14 protein-coding genes and 1 other annotated feature are annotated in these 17,882 nt (G+C 48.1%); all 14 genes read right to left on the minus strand.

Going from position 1 to position 17,882, the window contains the following annotated elements; all coding sequences use genetic code 11:
- Positions 1–3 precede the first annotated feature (3 nt).
- Entirely contained in the window at positions 4–798 is a 795-nt protein-coding gene (gene minD / locus EI981_RS23085; protein WP_127002242.1) for a septum site-determining protein MinD, read from the minus strand.
- 3 nt (positions 799–801) lie between these two features.
- Positions 802–1,461, minus strand: coding sequence for a septum site-determining protein MinC (gene minC / locus EI981_RS23090; protein ID WP_127002244.1), 660 nt, complete (start codon positions 1,459–1,461; stop codon positions 802–804).
- Between the two features lie 77 nt (positions 1,462–1,538).
- Positions 1,539–2,066, minus strand: a complete 528-nt coding sequence (gene mreD / locus EI981_RS23095; RefSeq protein ID WP_127004935.1) for a rod shape-determining protein MreD — start codon at positions 2,064–2,066, stop codon at positions 1,539–1,541.
- A gap of 2 nt (positions 2,067–2,068) precedes the next feature.
- A complete protein-coding gene (gene mreC, locus EI981_RS23100; protein WP_127002246.1) occupies positions 2,069–2,944 on the minus strand; it encodes a rod shape-determining protein MreC in 876 nt (291 codons plus the stop codon).
- 275 nt (positions 2,945–3,219) lie between these two features.
- Positions 3,220–4,254 (minus strand): rod shape-determining protein, encoded by a 1,035-nt coding sequence (locus tag EI981_RS23105; protein WP_120463177.1) that lies wholly within the window; start codon positions 4,252–4,254, stop codon positions 3,220–3,222.
- A gap of 39 nt (positions 4,255–4,293) precedes the next feature.
- On the minus strand, positions 4,294–4,983 hold the full coding sequence (gene radC / locus EI981_RS23110; RefSeq protein ID WP_127002248.1) for a RadC family protein: 690 nt from the start codon (positions 4,981–4,983) through the stop codon (positions 4,294–4,296).
- A 129-nt stretch (positions 4,984–5,112) separates the two neighbouring features.
- Positions 5,113–5,718, minus strand: coding sequence for a Maf family protein (locus EI981_RS23115; RefSeq protein WP_127002250.1), 606 nt, complete (start codon positions 5,716–5,718; stop codon positions 5,113–5,115).
- A gap of 211 nt (positions 5,719–5,929) precedes the next feature.
- Positions 5,930–7,225 (minus strand): SPOR domain-containing protein, encoded by a 1,296-nt coding sequence (locus EI981_RS23120; protein ID WP_127002252.1) that lies wholly within the window; start codon positions 7,223–7,225, stop codon positions 5,930–5,932.
- 193 nt (positions 7,226–7,418) lie between these two features.
- Positions 7,419–8,741 carry a UDP-N-acetylmuramate--L-alanine ligase gene (gene murC, locus EI981_RS23125; RefSeq protein ID WP_237172679.1) on the minus strand — a complete coding sequence of 441 codons (1,323 nt, stop codon included), beginning with the start codon at positions 8,739–8,741 and terminating at the stop codon, positions 7,419–7,421.
- Between the two features lie 59 nt (positions 8,742–8,800).
- A complete protein-coding gene (locus EI981_RS23130; protein WP_127002256.1) occupies positions 8,801–10,177 on the minus strand; it encodes a bifunctional folylpolyglutamate synthase/dihydrofolate synthase in 1,377 nt (458 codons plus the stop codon).
- Between the two features lie 399 nt (positions 10,178–10,576).
- On the minus strand, positions 10,577–13,249 hold the full coding sequence (locus EI981_RS23135; protein WP_127002258.1) for a valine--tRNA ligase: 2,673 nt from the start codon (positions 13,247–13,249) through the stop codon (positions 10,577–10,579).
- Between the two features lie 111 nt (positions 13,250–13,360).
- Positions 13,361–13,632: a binding site (T-box leader), on the minus strand.
- 504 nt (positions 13,633–14,136) lie between these two features.
- Positions 14,137–15,402 (minus strand): LysM peptidoglycan-binding domain-containing protein, encoded by a 1,266-nt coding sequence (locus tag EI981_RS23140; RefSeq protein WP_127002260.1) that lies wholly within the window; start codon positions 15,400–15,402, stop codon positions 14,137–14,139.
- Positions 15,403–15,633: 231 nt separating this feature from the next.
- Complete coding sequence (locus EI981_RS23145; protein ID WP_127002262.1) at positions 15,634–16,539, minus strand: RluA family pseudouridine synthase; 906 nt, start codon at positions 16,537–16,539, stop codon at positions 15,634–15,636.
- Positions 16,536–17,837, minus strand: a complete 1,302-nt coding sequence (hemL, locus tag EI981_RS23150; protein WP_127002264.1) for a glutamate-1-semialdehyde 2,1-aminomutase — start codon at positions 17,835–17,837, stop codon at positions 16,536–16,538. Before hemL ends, EI981_RS23145 begins: the two co-directional genes overlap by 4 nt.
- Positions 17,838–17,882: the final 45 nt, after the last annotated feature.

The following is a 17,882-nucleotide window of genomic DNA, read 5'->3' on the forward strand; positions in this document are numbered from 1 at the left end:
AGATCAGCCCATTCCAAAAAACTTCTTGAAACGTTTGAATCTACCCTGCTTCTGTTCCAAAAGCATCAGCGGCACGGTATCCCCCAGAATTCGACGTGCGATGTTACGGTAGGCAATCGCGGCCATCGATTCCGGATTCATTACCGTAGGCTCGCCTGAATTGGCCGCCTTGATTACAAGCTCATCGTCAGGGACGATACCGAGCAAATCGATATTCAACACTTGAAGAACATCATCGATATCCAGCATGTCACCCGATTTCACCATATTCGTGCGAATTCGGTTCACCACCAGCTTGGGAGAAGAAATTTGCGAATTTTCCAGCAGCCCGATAATACGGTCCGCATCACGTACTGCTGCATTCTCCGGCGTCGTAACTACGATAGCCTGATCAGCGCCAGCAATCGCATTTTTGAACCCCTGCTCAATACCCGCAGGACAATCGATAATGACATATTCATATTCCTTCTTCAATTCCAGAACGATATCCTTCACTTGCTCAGGCGACACAGAATTCTTATCCTTCGTCTGCGCTGCAGGAAGCATATACAATTCATCGAACCGTTTGTCCTTCACAAGTGCTTGATTCAAGCGGCAACGTCCTTCTGCCACATCGATCAGGTCATAGATAATCCTATTCTCCAGACCCATGACGACATCCAGATTTCTGAGACCGATATCTGTATCGACCAGACAGACCTTCTTGCCGAGCAACGCAAGTGCTGTGCCAATATTAGCTGATGTCGTCGTTTTGCCGACGCCGCCTTTGCCAGACGTGACAACGATAGCTTCTCCCATCAATTACACCCCTTTGAACACGTTTAAATCCGGCCTGACCCGGAGCATATTCGTAATCTTGTCTATCTGCATTTTCCCTTCACGTAAAAAAGCGAACTCCATACTTGTCTCTCGATTCTCCCACTCGTCCGGTGGCCTGCTGATGATCTCTGCGATCCTAAGCTGCGTGGGTGCCAAATAAGAGGCGGCTATGACCGCCTCCTCATTGCCAGTATAGCCGGCATGGGCCATCCCTCTAAGAGCTCCCAATATTAAAATATCTCCGGTGCACGTGATCGTCCCCCCGGGATTAACGTCTCCTAGGAAGAGCAGATTGCCTTCATGATGCAGCACCTGCCCGGAACGAATCATTCCGCACATCGTCGTAATCTTCGCCGTATCCTCTTCAGTTACCACGCCCGGCGTGTCTACGGAACGAATGAGCAAGTTTCCTTTTTGCTTCAATATATCAAGCAGCGCTTCCTTCTCTTCGTCCGAGATCACTCTCATTCCGAATTTCACATCAACATGAATAATCGGACCGGTTAGTATGTTCTGATGGCTGTGCTCCAATTTATAACGTAATTCTTCAAGAAGAGCTTCGAATTCGCAATTATCGTCAAACAGGAAAACCAGGCCATCCTTGATGCCCTTAATTGTCACATGGTTGGATTTCACCGTCATAAGCCTGTCCCTCCCTCTTATTCAATTCGCGCAGAGGCAAACAAGTTCCTGCTTGCATTCATTGAAATATACGAAGTTTAGGACTTCTGTTCCGGAGAACGGCGCTTCGTAATAATCTCAAGCTGCCGTCTTAACGGCACATAAATCGCCAGTGCAAATACAAATTGAACGAACAGGTTCGGAATAATGTGATTGACGAACGCCCACGAATAAGGTTGATGAGTGAGCTCGAACAAGGAATAGATGCCAAACAGCGTGGAGTCCAACAACAGACTTCCAAGTATAATGACGATCAGTACCATGGGGAGTGGCATCGGGCGCGACCGCGACGGAACCCCGACCAGATAGCCCGTAAATCCCATCGCAAAAGAATACGACCCGATGATAGCTCCATAGAAAACAATATCATGCAACAATCCGAAGATAATACCAAGAACCAACCCAGTATGGCGGTTCTCAAAGATAGAAAAATACATAATCACGACAAAGACCAGATGAGGAAATAGGCGCGTCTGCCATGAGTAAGGGATCAGCCAGGGGATGATCGTACCTTCTATAATGAACAGGACGAACAGCAGCAAAATCAATACAGATTTCCTATTCATCACTATTCCTCAACCTCCGGAGCAAACACCACGAATAGTTCCTTCCAATCGGTAAAGCTTGCTGCCGGTTCCACCGTGGCTGTATATGTCAGACCATATTGACCAACATCAATGTTTTTCACTGCACCGATCACCATTCCCCGAGGGAATACACCACCGACGCCCGAAGAGACGATCAGATCGCCCTCGGTAAGTGGGGAAGGCGAAGTAATCCGAGACATGAGGAAATTGCCGGTTGCCTGATCATAAGATTCAATGACTCCAAACACATCATTTTCCTTACCTTGAGCAGTTACTGCAATGCCATTGGAATTCGGGTCCTTGGCATCCATCGTTGTCGCTAACTTGACGGTAGAAGTGAAGTGACTCACATGGCTAATTACGCCAACCAATCCTTCTGCAGACGATACAGCCATTCCTTCCTTAACGCCCTCCCGCTCGCCGATGTTCACGACAATCGATCGGTTAATTGGATCATCATTGACGCTTACAACCTGAGCAATCTTCCAAACATAGTTAAATTGTTCTTTCTGGGCCTTGGTAAAATCAAGATCCTTCTTAAGTTGCTCATTCTCCTGCTCGAGTCGGTTAAATCTAACTTTGTCGCGCGTGTAATGAGATAAAGCAATCTTCAGTTGTTCATTCTCTTCCTGGAGAGAGCGCAGGTCGGAGATGTCCTCTACAATACCTGCTATATATGAGGTAGGTTTATAGAATATATATTGCACGAAGCCTACCGTATCCTTCACAAACTTCTCCGGCCAGGATAAGCCTGCTCTTGATCCGAGGGTAAAGCCCATCACCGCAATAAATAGAATAAGTCCTATCAACAAAACAAATAATCTTTTGTTGCCGAGCAGCTTAAACAGTGTAAGCACCCTCCAATCCTTCGTATTTCTTCTAATTGTACCTTGCCACAGGTCGTCTTGAAACAAACAAATTTCCAGAAACACTAATAACAGAGTAACTTCTTTGGCAACCTGGCCGTAAGATATACGGCAATCATGAAATCCGCAATCTTAAACAAGCAGAAACGGCCCCTCGTCTATGACGAACGAATCCGTTTCTGGCAATGGATACAAATAGAAAAGCGGCTTGGCCGCCCAAAATGGACGGCGCCGCTAATCATTATCATCTTCACATTCGCCCGATCTTAACGTCTGGAACGAAGTGTCGAACTGTTCTTGGTCTTAAACAGATGAATATTATCGAGAGCCCGGCCCGTACCAATCGCTACGCAATCCAGTGGATTATCTGCAACGATGACAGGCATTCCTGTCTCACTAGCAAGCAGCTTATCCAGATTGCGAAGCAGCGCGCCTCCGCCTGTAAGCACAATACCGCGATCCATAATGTCGGCCGCAAGCTCTGGCGGACATTTCTCAAGCGTTACTTTTACAGCATCGACAATCGCACTTACCGTATCATTAAGTGCTTCTGTAATCTCATCGGAAGTAATTGTGATCGTCTTTGGCAATCCGGTAACCAAGTCGCGTCCACGGATTTCCATCGTCTCAACCTTCTCCAACGCGAGCGCAGAACCGACATCCATCTTAAGCTGCTCGGACGTTCTCTCCCCGATCATTAAATTATATTGACGTTTAATATATTGAATGATCGATTCGTCCATTTCATCACCGGCTACACGTACCGATTTGCTCGTTACGATCCCGCCGAGGGAGATGACTGCAACCTCTGTCGTACCGCCACCGATATCCACGACCATACTACCTGTCGGTTCCCAAACCGGGAGATCGGCACCAATCGCTGCAGCAAAAGGCTCCTCGATTGTATAAGCCTCACGGGCACCCGCCTGCTTCGTCGCATCTTCTACAGCACGCTGCTCCACCGCTGTAATTCCGGAAGGAACACACACCATTACGTTAGGATGGCGTTGGAACATCGAACGCTGTTTTTGTGCCGAACGAATAAAATATTTAATCATCGTTGCCGTCGTATCGAAATCTGCGATAACTCCGTCCTTCATCGGACGGATCGCACGGATATTGCCCGGAGTTCTGCCGATCATCTTCTTAGCTGACTCCCCTACGGCTACGATATTCTTATTATCAGTATGGATGGCAACCACCGAGGGCTCCCTCACAATAATTCCTTTGCCACGGATATAAACAAGGGTATTCGCAGTCCCCAAATCAATTCCTAAATCCTTCGAAAAGCCACCAAACATGCTGTAATCTTCCTTTCTTCCTGTATCTAATCAATTATATTACATCAAACCCTGCTCCTTCAAACTTACGAATTGACCGTCTCCAATCACGACGTGATCGAGTACATCAATTCCCACAATCTCGCCAGCTTCACACAAGCGACGCGTCATCCGGATGTCCTCCGGGCTTGGTGTCGGATCTCCACTTGGGTGATTATGAGCACAGACGATCGATGCACTGCTGCATTTAATAGCAGCACGAAACACTTCGCGAGGATGAACAATCGATGCGTTCAGGCTTCCTACGGAAAGCGTCTCTTGAGCAATGATATGATTTTTCGTATTCAAAAAAAGACATACAAAATGTTCCTTAGATAAATACCTAAGCTGTTCCATCAGTATATTGGCCGCATCCTGTGGACTACGAATACTTACCGTCTCTGGCAAGCGCGATTTGGCCAGCCTCTGTCCAAGTTCAATCCCAGCCTTGATCTGTACAGCCTTCGCCATACCGATCCCCTTCATCTTGGTCAATTCCTCCAGGCTAAGATCTACCAGAGCGCGAATACCGCCGATATCGGCGAGAATCCGCTGCGCCATGTGGACGGCCGACTCATTCTTCGTTCCGATCCGCAGCAATATCGCTAATAACTCAGCTTGACTTAGCGCCCCTGCTCCATTGTTCATCATCCGTTCACGCGGGCGCTCCTCGCTAGGAAAGTCACGCAGCATATACGGTGTCATATTCATAAATGAATCCCTCTCTTCCGAATATTAGTTGCCCAGTCCTTAACGGACCATTGACACAAACTCAATTCGAAAGGATATGCTTTATCACTTCCTAGAATAAACGGATTTTCAATTGTTTTTGTTACATTTCTACAATACTCTTACTCCAAATTGGCCAAGCATATCTACAAGTAACGATAACGGTAAGCCGACAACATTGAAATAGCAACCTTCTATACCTGTAACAATCGTTGCTCCTAAACCTTGAATCGCGTAGGCACCGGCTTTATCGAGTCCTTCTCCGCTAGCTGCATAAGCTTCAATCTCGCGCTCATTCAGCGGCTTCATCGTGACGATCGTTGAACGATAGTCAACGAGGGCCTCTCCGGTCCGGCTATCTATGCAAGCGACTCCTGTATACACGATATGGCTCCTGCCCTGAAGAGAACGCAGCATCGCAGCAGCTTCCTGCTCATTCTGCGGTTTACCTAGCACGGTCCCATCCCTGACGACAACCGTATCACTCCCGACGATAATTCCTGCAGAATCTCCGTCGAATGATGTAGAATGATATACCGCTTCGGCTTTCCGTCTGGCAAGTTCCTGTACAATCTGCTCTGGTGTCAACTTCTCCGATGTGCTCTCATCAGCATGGCTAGGAACAATGTCAAAGGGAATACCTAAGGTAGCAATCAATTCCCGACGACGCGGTGAGGTCGATGCCAATATAATATGGCGTGGTACATTGGATTCCAAGACTAGGTCTCTCCTTCAAGCATTAAAATAGGGGTAAATATCAAATAATGACGATATAACATACTAATCTGTTGTCAACCTCGCCATTTTTTGACACTTCATTATTATAAGGTTATTTCACCCGCAATACAAACACAAAAAAGGCAGGGGGAAGTATTTCCAATTCCCTTTCCTGCCTGATTCATCATTATTCCTATGCTTTCCATCTATTTTAACTATGAAGCAGTTCTTGCTCGCTTAGAATGAAGTGCATCAGTTCATCTTGTACTTCCCACAAAAGCGATTTGGAAGGCTTCTTGTTGTATTCGGACAACGCTTCAATAGCGCTGTTCATCGCCTTATCCATGGTGCCCGTCATCGCTCCCGAATTTGCCGATATATTACCACGAACCACTGCAGCGCTCTCTGTCCACAGCTGATGCTTTTGGCTTAGCTCCGTAATTTCGTTCGCACTTTGCGGACCTGGGTCGGCTTCACTTAGTCTTGCAGCCGAGAATGTACTGAGAAGCTCCACTAGTTCAGCACTCTGTGCCATATATTGTTCAAGCGGCTTGGTATCCCCCTCATACTCCATCATCGCTGAAGCTGGTAGGGTTATCTCATGCAAGATCAGATTGACTCCCGCTGATTTAAGCTGACTGCTCAGCAGTTTGGCCTGTTCCCGGTCGACGGATAACCCTGCATACACCCGCTTAGTATCTACCGTATCTCTCGCCGCTGCGACTCCCGAAGATTGTAGTTCCTTCTGGGCTAGCTCAACGCCTTGAGCCGTACTGAACACACCATATTGAAGGAAATAATATGTCCCGGACGGCAAGGCGATATTCACTAGCTCCTTGGGGTTAGCATCCCCCTGCTCTTCTTCAATGATCTGTCCCATGACAGGAATATCTGTGGATTGCCCGGCTGCCGACTGCTTCGGCACATTAATGCCGGGAATCGGCAGAGTTATCTCCTGATTGAAGATGGATAGAACTACAAAACCGAATAATGCTCCAGTTACAATGGCTCCAGTTACCGATCCGGCCATCTTCCACCAAGAATTTTTAGGAGGTCTGATAGAACTGGAGGGGACAACGACTCCTCCTGCCCCGGTGTATTCTGAAAATGGGTCGCTATAGTCTACTAGGGTCTCGACAGTACGGAATGTACCCTGTGTATGCTCGAAGCCATATTCGTCATACTCTGAATCCGAATGCTGCGATTCCTCTCGATTAGCTTGTCCCAATACGGGGTAAACCTCGGTGCTGCGAGGCGCTGGCGTCTGGTCTTCTAGGCTAAGATTCGTAGGTGTACGAGCTGCTGATGTTTGAATATACCTATCTTCATCTTGCTCTCTTTCCTGCACTTCCTGCGTCCTATCAAACATTGATGCTTCATCATTCTTATGAATCCATGCCTGATACAATGGTTCCTCAGCTACGATCTCCTTGCCCTGCTTGTCAAACCGAAAGGTCATTTTCGCCTTGTTCACGATCCGCACGCTCCTTGTCCATTCTCCTAACATACCTTATGTCCTGGAGCCGGAATATATGCTCCCCAAAGGACAAGTTGCGAAAAAAAGAACGGTTCCGGCGGCGCAAAAATCTTATAAACGGATACACAAAGTGCAAGCACATATCAAAGAACCTCCATATTCATATGCAAACATATGAACATGAAGGTTCTCTCTCCGAATCAATTTTTCAAATGCGAATAAGCTATTGGGAGATTCGCTTGGATAATTCGTCCCCAACTCTCCAGATATCGCCAGCCCCCATGGTGAGCACAAGATCCCCAGGTTGAAGTCGGTTCTCCAGATCAGCAATCACGTCCTGCTTCGTAGGCAAGTATCTTGCCCCGGCATTGCTGTTCTCCTTAATCAATTCGACCAGCTTCGAGGAGTTAATCCCCTCGATTTGCTTCTCTCCGGCTGGTGAATAAATATCGGTAATGATTACCTCATCCGCACCACCAAAGGCTCTGCTAAAGGCATCTAGCAAGAAGAAGGTTCTCGTATAACGCTGCGGCTGGAACACAGCGATAATCCGCTTGCCGGTCGCTTTAGAGGCAGCGATCGTCGCCTCGATCTCTGTCGGATGATGGGCATAATCATCGATAATGAGGATGCCCTTACTATCGCCAAGGACCTGAAAGCGACGCTTGGCTCCATGAAAATGCTTGATTGCAGCAGCGATCTCCACAAACGGAACTCCTGCCTCCAGACAGACAATAACCGCTGCCATGGAGTTATACACATTATGCTTACCTGGAACCGACAACTCTACCGTTCCAAGCTTCTCGTCGCCACGTTTCATTGTATACGACACATATCGATCGCCAAGCTCCATATCTTCAGCGTTATAATCACAGACAGAGTCAATTCCATAAGTGATGATGTTGCAGTTCAACTTAGGCAATAATTCGCCCAGAATATCGTCATCGCCGCATACGATAGCTGCCCCGTCCGGCTTAATCTGATTAAGGAATTGCACATACGCTTCCTTGAGCCGTCCGAAATCCCCGCCATAATTCTCTAGATGATCCGCCTCAATATTCGTTACAATTCCTAGCGAAGGATGGTATTGAAGAAATGAGCCATCGCTCTCGTCTGCCTCGGCAACGACGTATTTCCCTTGCCCTGCCTTAGCATTTGTACCGATATCCAGGATTTCTCCGCCGATAATATATGTTGGATCAATTCCACATTGCTCCATCACAAGTGCGATCATCGATGAAGTCGTCGTCTTTCCGTGCGCTCCGGCAACCGCCACTCCTGTCCGTTCGTTAAGCAGACGGGCCAGCATTTGTGAACGATGCAGAACCGGGATTCCCCGTTCCTGCGCTTCAACCCGTTCTACATTGTCCTTCGGAAGAGCTGTCGAATATACGACCAGATCGGCGCCGTCAACTTGCTCAGCCGTATGGCCGATATAGACCTTGGCCCCCTTCGCCTTCAGCTTCTCGATCAATTCCTGGGAAGCTACATCCGATCCGGTTACCGTGTAGCCCATCTCCAGCATTACACGTGCAATGGCGCTCATTCCGTAACCGCCGATACCTATAAAATGTACATGTTGTTCTCTAGTATTTAACAATATGGTCACCAGCCTTTTTCAGAATCGGTGTGATGTAAGAGAGTCGCGCGCACGTCAGAAATCATGTACAACGTACCTGTAACCACTCCTAAATCCTCCCGTTCCGTCCGCGACATCAATAGCTCTAAAGCCTTTTTCCAGTCGCGTTCTACGATAATTTCCAAGTTTTCTTTTGCTTTCGTTACTTTAAGCTGCTCCACAATACTATGGAGCGCCTCCACATCCATTTTCTTACGAAAGTCAGGCTCGGTCAAAATAAGCGTATCCACTATTGGTAATATATGCTCCAAGTAGCCACGATGATGCTTATTTGCCAGCATGCCCATCATCAAATTCAGCTTGCGATACTTATAGATGTCCGGAATGCTTCTAGCTAACATCTGAGCTCCTTCCGGATTATGTGCCCCATCGAGCACAATACGAGGCTCACTGTTCACCTGTTCCATTCTTCCCGCCCAAGCCGTACTGTGGAAGCCAGACAGGATCGCTTCATCCTCAAGCACAAAAGCCATATACTGACGAAGCACCTCAAGCACCATCATGACTCCGGCCGCGTTCTTGCATTGATGTTCGCCAAGCAGCGAGAGCCTCAGCACAAGCTCCCGGAACGGACCATGAAAGTTCATGGATTGCTCATGATCATCACCCTCTAGCCGTTCGCAGGTGAACTGTTCTCCAAGCAAGTATAGGGTAGACCGTTGCTCTTGAGCTGTTCTGCGTAGCACTTCGATCGCTTCCGGCTGTTCTACACAGCTCACGACAGGAACACCGGGCTTGATGATCCCGGCCTTCTCTCTAGCAATCTGCTCTATGGTATCGCCTAATACATCGGTATGATCCATGCCGATATTTGTAATCAACGAGACGATAGGCGTAACAATATTTGTTACATCCATCCTTCCCCCGAGACCTGTCTCCCATACTACGACATCAGGATAACATTCTTCTGCAAAATATAAAATCGCAATCGCTGTACTTACCTCGAACATCGTTGGCGAACCTAGCTCAGAATCGGCGATTTCCTCTACGAGAGGCAGGATCCGATTCGATAATGATACCAGAGTAGCCTCCGGAATGTCCTGACCATTAAATTGAAATCGGTTCGTAAACTTGGTGATATAAGGAGAAGTAAAGGTTCCTATATCAAAGCCGGCCTTCATTAATGTAGATGTTAGAAAAGCGCATGAAGACCCCTTGCCATTCGTTCCTGCAACATGGATAAATTTTAACTTGCGCTGTGGGTTGCCGAGACGCTCCATCATGAGCTCAATACGCTCCAGTCCTGGACGGATCCCGAACGCAATTAGCCCATTAATCCATTCTACCGCTTCGTTATAATCCTGCAGAGATTGCTTGTTTCCTTCCTCAGTATGAGCCCCCATGAAATTCACCTTCGTCTATGATTTATAAAAAGGTAGTTCAAAAAGTCCGCTTTGATCACGAAGCAAAATCAGTGAAGTGATCTCGACATCGAATCTTGAATTCAGCGGGGTTTAAGCGAATGCTTACGAAGGAATGTTTCCTCCGGAAACATTCCAGGTGTCCACTACGTACGCTCCGCTCCTCAGACCCTAGCTTCATCCAACTGAAGCGTTTTGAAAAAACGCACATCGGGAGCCTAAGCTTCGGTGCTGAAAACCGACCTTTTTGAACCTATATAGTTAAAATTATGGATTGCCTGTCCCCTGATCCAAATCCTTACGCCTCAGCGCAGAACAATCGGACTGTTACCTCTGATAACAATCCGATTGTTCTATTGCAAGGACGTAGAGGCAACGGCACTAGGCTTTTAATTCATTGATTCGTGCAAGCACCTTGTCGCGTTTGGCAGAGTAATCATCCATCTTGGCGCGCTCTTCTTCAATCACCTTGGCAGGTGCTTTGGAGACAAAACCTTGATTGGACAATTTCTTCTCCACACGTTCTACTTCTTTATTCAAATGGTCAATTTCTTTCTCCAGACGAGCGATTTCCTGACTAATATCAATCAGGCCGGCCAGCGGCAAATACAATTCCGCTCCTGTGACAATCGCTGTCATTGCTTTATCCGGTGCTTCTATCTTCAGTGAGGCTTCGTAATCAGATGTGTTACAGAACCGGCGAACATAATGCCCGTTACGGTTAAGAATGTCAAGCAGCTCGGAGGAGCCCGGCTTAACGATCAACTCGATTTTCTTGCTCATCGGTACGTTCACTTCAGCACGAATGTTGCGAACCGAGCGGATAATGTCGATGAGTAGATTCATCTCCTGAACTGCATCCGGTGCTTCCAGCGCAGGGTCATACTTAGGCCATTCAGCCAAAGTAATCGTATCGCCACTGTGCGGCAAATGCTGCCATATTTCCTCGGAAATATACGGCATGAACGGATGGATCAGTCTCAGCGTACGATCGAGCACATAAGCAAGCACCGATTGTGTCTTGCGCTTGGCATCCGCATCTTCACCATAGAAGCTCAGCTTCGCGAATTCAATATACCAGTCACAGAGATCATCCCAGATGAAATTGTACAATACACGGCCTGTTTCGCCAAATTCATAGGAATCGATTAGACGCGTTACATCCCGAGCCGTCTCATTAAAGCGATGTAAAATCCAGCGATCTGAAGTCGAAAGGTCCCCGTTAATGTCGATGTCCTCATAGGATACTCCTTCCATGTTCATCAGAGCGAAGCGTGAAGCATTCCAGATCTTATTGGCGAAATTGCGTGCTTGTTCTACGCGCTCCCAATGGAAGCGAACGTCCTGACCAGGCGTACTGCCCGTCGAGATCATATAGCGCATTGCATCAGCACCATATCTCTCGATAATATCGAGCGGGTCTACCCCGTTGCCCAGGGATTTGGACATCTTCTTGCCTTCGCTGTCACGAACGAGACCATGCATTAACACATGCTTAAACGGCATTTCGCTTGTGAACTCAAGCGAAGTAAAGATCATACGAGCTACCCAGAAATAAATAATATCATATCCGGTAACAAGTACGTCTGTTGGGAAATAGCGTTTAAAATCCTCGCTCTCCTCATTTGGCCAACCTAGCGTCGAGAACGGCCACAAGGCAGAGCTGAACCATGTATCCAGTACATCCTCATCCTGCTTAAGGTCATCCCGTCCGAGCTTGGCGCGGGCTTCTTCCTCGCTGCGGGCAACAACCATCTCTCCGGTCTCCTCGCTATACCAGGCCGGAATACGATGCCCCCACCATAATTGTCTGGAAATACACCAGTCGCGAACATTCTCGATCCACTGCAGGTAGGTTTTCTCGAACCGTTCCGGAACGAATTCTACACCTTTGCCCGAGTTTTGCGCTGCAATTGCAGCCTCAGCGAGCGGCTTCATTTTGACGAACCATTGCAGGGACAAATACGGCTCTATAACTGCTCCGGTCCGTTCACTATGGCCTACCTGATGCAGGTGGTCCTCAATTTTAATCAATACGCCCATATCCTGCAAATCTTTCACGATCTGCTTACGGCATTCGCTGCGATCCAGGCCCACATACTTGCCAGCTGCCTCGTTCATCTTACCGTTCTCGTCCATGACGATAATCTGCGGCAGATCATGGCGCTGACCTACCTCGAAGTCATTCGGGTCATGAGCTGGAGTGATCTTAACTGCACCGCTACCAAATTCCTTGTCAACATATTCATCAGCGATGATCGGAATTTCGCGGTCTACAATTGGCAGAACAAGCGATTTGCCGATCAAATGGCTGTAGCGCTCATCCTTAGGATGAACCGCGACAGCTGTATCGCCGAGCATCGTCTCCGGACGTGTCGTGGCAACCGTAATATACCCGTCCCCATCCTTAAGCGGATATTGCAGATGATACAAATGTCCGTTAACTTCCTTGTATTCTACTTCAATATCGGACAAGGCCGTACGAGCGACTGGGTCCCAGTTGATGATATATCTGCCTTTATAAATCAGCCCCTTCTCATACAGCTTCACGAATACTTCGCGAACAGCCTGAGACAGACCTTCATCCAGCGTAAACCGCTCGCGTGAATAGTCAAGCGACAGCCCCATTTTGGCCCATTGTTCATGGATCGTATTGGCATACTGCTCCTTCCATTCCCACACTTTCTCAAGGAACTTCTCACGGCCCAGATCATAGCGGCTTATCCCCTGCTCACGCAGCTTCTGCTCCACTTTGGTCTGGGTAGCGATTCCCGCATGGTCCGAGCCTGGCAGCCATAAGGCATCGTAGCCCTGCATCCGCTTGGTACGGATCAGAATATCCTGCAGCGTGAAGTCTAGCGCATGTCCAATATGCAGCATACCCGTTACGTTAGGCGGTGGAATTACGATCGTAAAAGGCTCAGCTTCAGGCCGCATGCCCGCTTTGAAGAACTCATTCTCCATCCAGTAACGGTACCATTTGTTCTCCGCGGCTTTTGGATCATAAGTCGTTGGCATTTCTGCCGTAGTTTGTGATGCTTGGTTTTCCGTCATTTTTGCTTCAACCTCCATTACAATTCAGCGTAGCCTAGGCGAATTCAGGCCAACAAGTTCAAGAAGCCTGTAATGATTCGCGACGGCAGAAAACACAAAAAGCCTCTCGTCTCAAAGGACGAAAGGCTTTATCTTTCGCGGTACCACCTTTGTTTCGCAAGTTGCCTGGCATTGGCCTGGCAATTCAGTCAAGCATAGCTTGTCGCTTGCGACACTTATACAGATAACGGCTGCAACCGGCCCGCTCTAATGGTGAGACATCACCAGTTCAAACGGACGACTCCCGGGCGACTTCGGATAGCAGTATCCTGCGGAATCTTCCAGCGATACAACTCCGCTCTCTGAAGGGCTCACTTCCTACTCTTCCCGTTCCAAGTCTTTACATTTAGTGTGTTCAGAAAATCTTATTTTGATAACAATAGGTGTCTTAGAAAATAAGAAATAGCATATCTTTGTAAAATCTATATTATCATAACGTGGATAAGGCTATGAGTCAATATGACAAACGCACAATTAGCTATCTTCTCTCTAGTTGCTCTCTAGTTCATCCTCAGGTTCATCTCTTAGCTTGTCCCTTAAACTCCCAACTCATTTTAACGGAAATGACAGCCGTTATTTCAGCCATATTGATCGATTTGAAATTTTAACGGAAATGTGGTTCTCTATTTGTTAAAAATCAACCAATTACAGCGAAATCCCCACCATATAATTACACTCATTTCCGTTACGTTTTATATCGCCGTTTATTTGCCGAAATAGCGTTCGTAGGTTTCGTTAGAAGTTGGCTGAAGCAAAAAGGACCATTCAGATCCGACCTTAATGGTCCTCTGAATAGTCCTGCGAACACTCTTTCAACTGACTGTGCATTGCCGAGCTTCAGTATAATATCAAGGGATATATAACACTTGTCCTTCAGCCAGATTATGCTCGGACAGACGGTTATACAGCTGTAGTTCGCGTGTGCTAAGCTGGTAGCGCTCCGCAATATCATCCAGCGTCTCTTCCCGCTGCACGATCACGAGACGAACCTTACGGAACGGAGTTTGATCCTCTGTTCTGCCCAGGAACAGGCTCTTCCAACGAACCTCTTCTCCTTCTTCCTGATCCGGGATGACAATAGTTTCCTCGAAGTAATCTACACCATTATCCTTATCTGGACGATTGTTTATCAGCTTGCTGATGCCAAAGCCTTCATCGCGATCCTTGCTTTCATGCTTCTTGCTGCCAAAGGCAACCTTTAGCTCCTTCTTCTCTTCCTGAGCATGCGCTCCTTCTTCCTTCTCTTGTTCAACACTTTCCTCAAATACTTCTACAGCTCCTGCATCTTCAACATCCGTGTTAACATACTCCGCTTCAGTCTCGACATAGCTGTCTGTCTTCAGCACGGCCTCCGTCTCATTCACTCGTTCAGAATGTATATCCATTGGATCCTGATCTTCAGACCATACTGCCGAATCAGGCTCCTCTGCCTCTTCCCACTCCACAGTCTCCAACGGACGCTCTACTTCATTAAGCCCCTTGTCCGCTGTAAATGTCGGTGTCAATAACGGAGCTGAGTCAAGCCAGGATAACGTCTCCTCATTCTGTTCTTCGTGCTGCTCACGGGCCCCGTCCTGCTGTTCGGATGAGAAAGCTTCCTGTACAACATATGAATGATCTACCGAAACTTCAGGCAACTGATACGAGTAATTATCCTGCTGGGACTGAACCTCTTCCACTTCTTCCGCTCCAAGAACCGGTTCATGCGCGGCTACATACTCCCTGTCCATCCATTCTTCCGCCTCTGAACGCATAGTGGCCGTCTCAATTCCCTGCAAAGATAGAACTCCCGTAATATTCAAGCTGCGAGCGCTAAGCAAATCTACGTCGAAATTTTCGATTTCGACCGTAATCTCCTCTAGCTTATTAACCCGACTGAGTGGAATCGTAATCTCAACAGGGATCCAATGCTCCAGCTCCCGACTCTCTCCCTCACCGCGATAAAGGCCTGATAACAGTAAATGACCGCGCAGAGCCGCATATTCATCACCGGGATATACTTGGATTTTCGGAAAAAGTTCAATCTCCTCCAGTTCCTCGATGCCGATCACATCTTCGGATAGATGGACGCGCTCGTAAATATCAAAACGCAGGCCGTAGGAATGATCAACCAAGAACACTACCTCCTTTTTTAGCAAATCCGAATATGACCCACATCCCCTTAAGAGGTTGTTCAAAAAGTCCCTTTTGATCACGAAGCAAATCATATAGCGGTATTGAAAACCGAACTTTCTGAACACGTACATAAAGATGGATGGTCCAAATCTTCGCTCATTCTATCTATATGCTAAAAAAAGAAGAGCATGCCTTCTATTTCCCGGCATGCTCTTTCAATCAATATATAACTAGGACAAAGCTAACTGCTCTCGCAACCGAAGCCACTCCTGAGGCCAAGGATCATCTACTCGAATCAATTCTCCTGTAAGCGGATGGGCAAAGATTAGACTCTCGCCATGCAACGCTTGGTAGGGAAGTAGCTTTGTGCTGCCTCCATATAGAGCATCTCCAAGTAGAGGATGCCCGGCATAACTTAAATGAACGCGGATTTGATGCGTTCTTCCGGTCTCCAGTGTCAATCGGACCAAGCTCGCCTGATTCAGCGTCTCCATCAGTTCAACATGCGTAACCGCTCTTTGACCGGAAGGAGAGACACGCCGGCGCTGATTGTGGTGCCGATCCCGCCCAATCGGCTCATCAATGATTCTAAGCGTAGGACTTACTATCCCTTGTACTAGCGCAACATATACCCTAGAGATCTCTTTCCGTGCCATCGCCGCATCAAGCTTAAGCTGGGCATAAGCATTCTTCGCGTACAGCACAGGACCAGACGTATATTCATCCAGCCGATGAATATGGAGCGGGGCGATCTTCTCTCCACGTTCCGCATAAATAGCAGATACTTGGTTCGCCAGTGTAGGTTCGCGGCTCTCTCCGTCCGGATGAACCTTAATCCCCGTAGACTTATGTACGACGAGACAAAAGTCATCCTCATACAAGATCTCCGTAGGAGTACCCATTGGCTCAAAAGAAGATTGCTTCGGCGGGAACAGAAGCAGTCGGAGGCGATCCCCCGCCAGCTTGATGCCGCCCTCAGCTTCAAGCGTCTTCAATAGCTTGGGCGGCGCTGCTAGCTCATTGTGCAGCCAGGCCATAACCGCTTCATACCGTCCGCCATGCTCCGGCACGGGTAGCCTGCCAGGCATCAGCTCCAGCCATTCACCCCGCCTCTGGCCTGCCACCTTCAGACTCACAGCCGTTTCAACGCATTGCGATGCGCTTCAATGGTTAGCTCGATGTCTTCATCTGTATGCACACCTGAGATGAACATGCCTTCAAATTGAGATGGCGCAACATTAATTCCTTCCTCAGACAGCGCCGTGAAGTAGCGGCGGAACAGGTCGAGGTCACTGGTCTTAGCCGTCTCAAAGTTGACCACTGTCTGGTCTGTCAGGAAAGGACACATCATTGAACCAACACGATTGATCGTGCAAGGGAGTCCACGCTCCTTCGCGTTTGCCGTAAAGCCTGCCTCCAATTTGGCCGACAAGTTCTCAAGACGATCATATACTTCTGGAGTCAAGAGAGACAAAGTCGTGAAGCCAGCAGTCATTGCCAGCGGATTACCGCTCAATGTTCCTGCTTGATAAATAGGACCAGACGGGGCAATCTGTTCCATGATCTCCTTCTTACCACCATATGCGCCGACAGGCAAGCCTCCTCCGATGACTTTGCCCAGACAGGTCAAATCCGGTGTGATGCCGAAGCGACCCTGTGCACAGTTCAAGCCTACACGGAATCCAGTCATGACTTCATCGAAAATAAGCACGCTGCCATACTCTGTAGTCAGACGACGCAGACCTTCAAGGAAGCCTGGCTGTGGCAGTACAACGCCCATATTACCGGCTACCGGCTCAACAATGACACCAGCAATCTCTTCGCCAAAGCGCTTGAATGCCAGCTCAACCGATTCCAGATCATTGTAAGGCACAGCAATCGTGTTAGAAGCAACCCCTTCTGGAACGCCAGGACTGTCCGGGAGGCCTAATGTCGCAACTCCGGAGCCAGCCTTGATCAGCAGACTATCCGCATGACCGTGATAAGAGCCTTCGAATTTCAAAATCTTGCTTCTGCCTGTATATCCCCGAGCTAGCCGGATAGCGCTCATCGTCGCTTCCGTACCGGAGTTAACCATCCGTACGATATCGATGGATGGTACGCGCTCTACGACCACCTTCGCCATCTCAGTCTCTAGCAAAGTAGGCATGCCGAAGCTCGTCCCCTTGGCAGCAGCCTCTTGGAGCGCTTTTACCACTTCAGGATGAGCATGACCCATAATGAGTGGTCCCCAGGAACCCACATAGTCGATGTAGCTGTTGCCGTCGATATCATATACTCTTGAACCGGAGGCATGCTCCGCATAGATCGGTGTTAATCCAACGGACTTGTAAGCCCGTACTGGACTATTCACACCTCCAGGCAAATATTGCTTTGCTTCCTCAAAAGCCGTATAGGAACGTCCATCCTGCTTGCGTCCGAGCATTTCATTCATTGCAGCTTCACTCCTCACCTTATTCGGTAGAATCTATTGGAATCA

It is taken from the genome of Paenibacillus lutimineralis (assembly GCF_003991425.1).
Taxonomy (GTDB): Bacteria; Bacillota; Bacilli; order Paenibacillales; family Paenibacillaceae; genus Fontibacillus; species Fontibacillus lutimineralis.

Bases quoted from the DNA above. Each gene is read 5' to 3' on its own strand.
- minD (WP_127002242.1), bottom strand. From the start codon at position 798: ATGGGAGAAGCTATCGTTGTCACGTCTGGCAAAGGCGGCGTCGGCAAA.
- minC (WP_127002244.1), bottom strand. From the start codon at position 1,461: ATGACGGTGAAATCCAACCATGTGACAATTAAGGGCATCAAGGATGGC.
- mreD (WP_127004935.1), bottom strand. From the start codon at position 2,066: ATGAATAGGAAATCTGTATTGATTTTGCTGCTGTTCGTCCTGTTCATT.
- EI981_RS23105 (WP_120463177.1), bottom strand. From the start codon at position 4,254: ATGTTTGGTGGCTTTTCGAAGGATTTAGGAATTGATTTGGGGACTGCG.
- radC (WP_127002248.1), bottom strand. From the start codon at position 4,983: ATGAATATGACACCGTATATGCTGCGTGACTTTCCTAGCGAGGAGCGC.
- EI981_RS23120 (WP_127002252.1), bottom strand. From the start codon at position 7,225: ATGTTAGGAGAATGGACAAGGAGCGTGCGGATCGTGAACAAGGCGAAA.
- murC (WP_237172679.1), bottom strand. From the start codon at position 8,741: ATGAGCGCCATTGCACGTGTAATGCTGGAGATGGGCTACACGGTAACC.
- EI981_RS23130 (WP_127002256.1), bottom strand. From the start codon at position 10,177: ATGGGGGCTCATACTGAGGAAGGAAACAAGCAATCTCTGCAGGATTAT.
- EI981_RS23135 (WP_127002258.1), bottom strand. From the start codon at position 13,249: ATGACGGAAAACCAAGCATCACAAACTACGGCAGAAATGCCAACGACT.
- hemL (WP_127002264.1), bottom strand. From the start codon at position 17,837: ATGAATGAAATGCTCGGACGCAAGCAGGATGGACGTTCCTATACGGCT.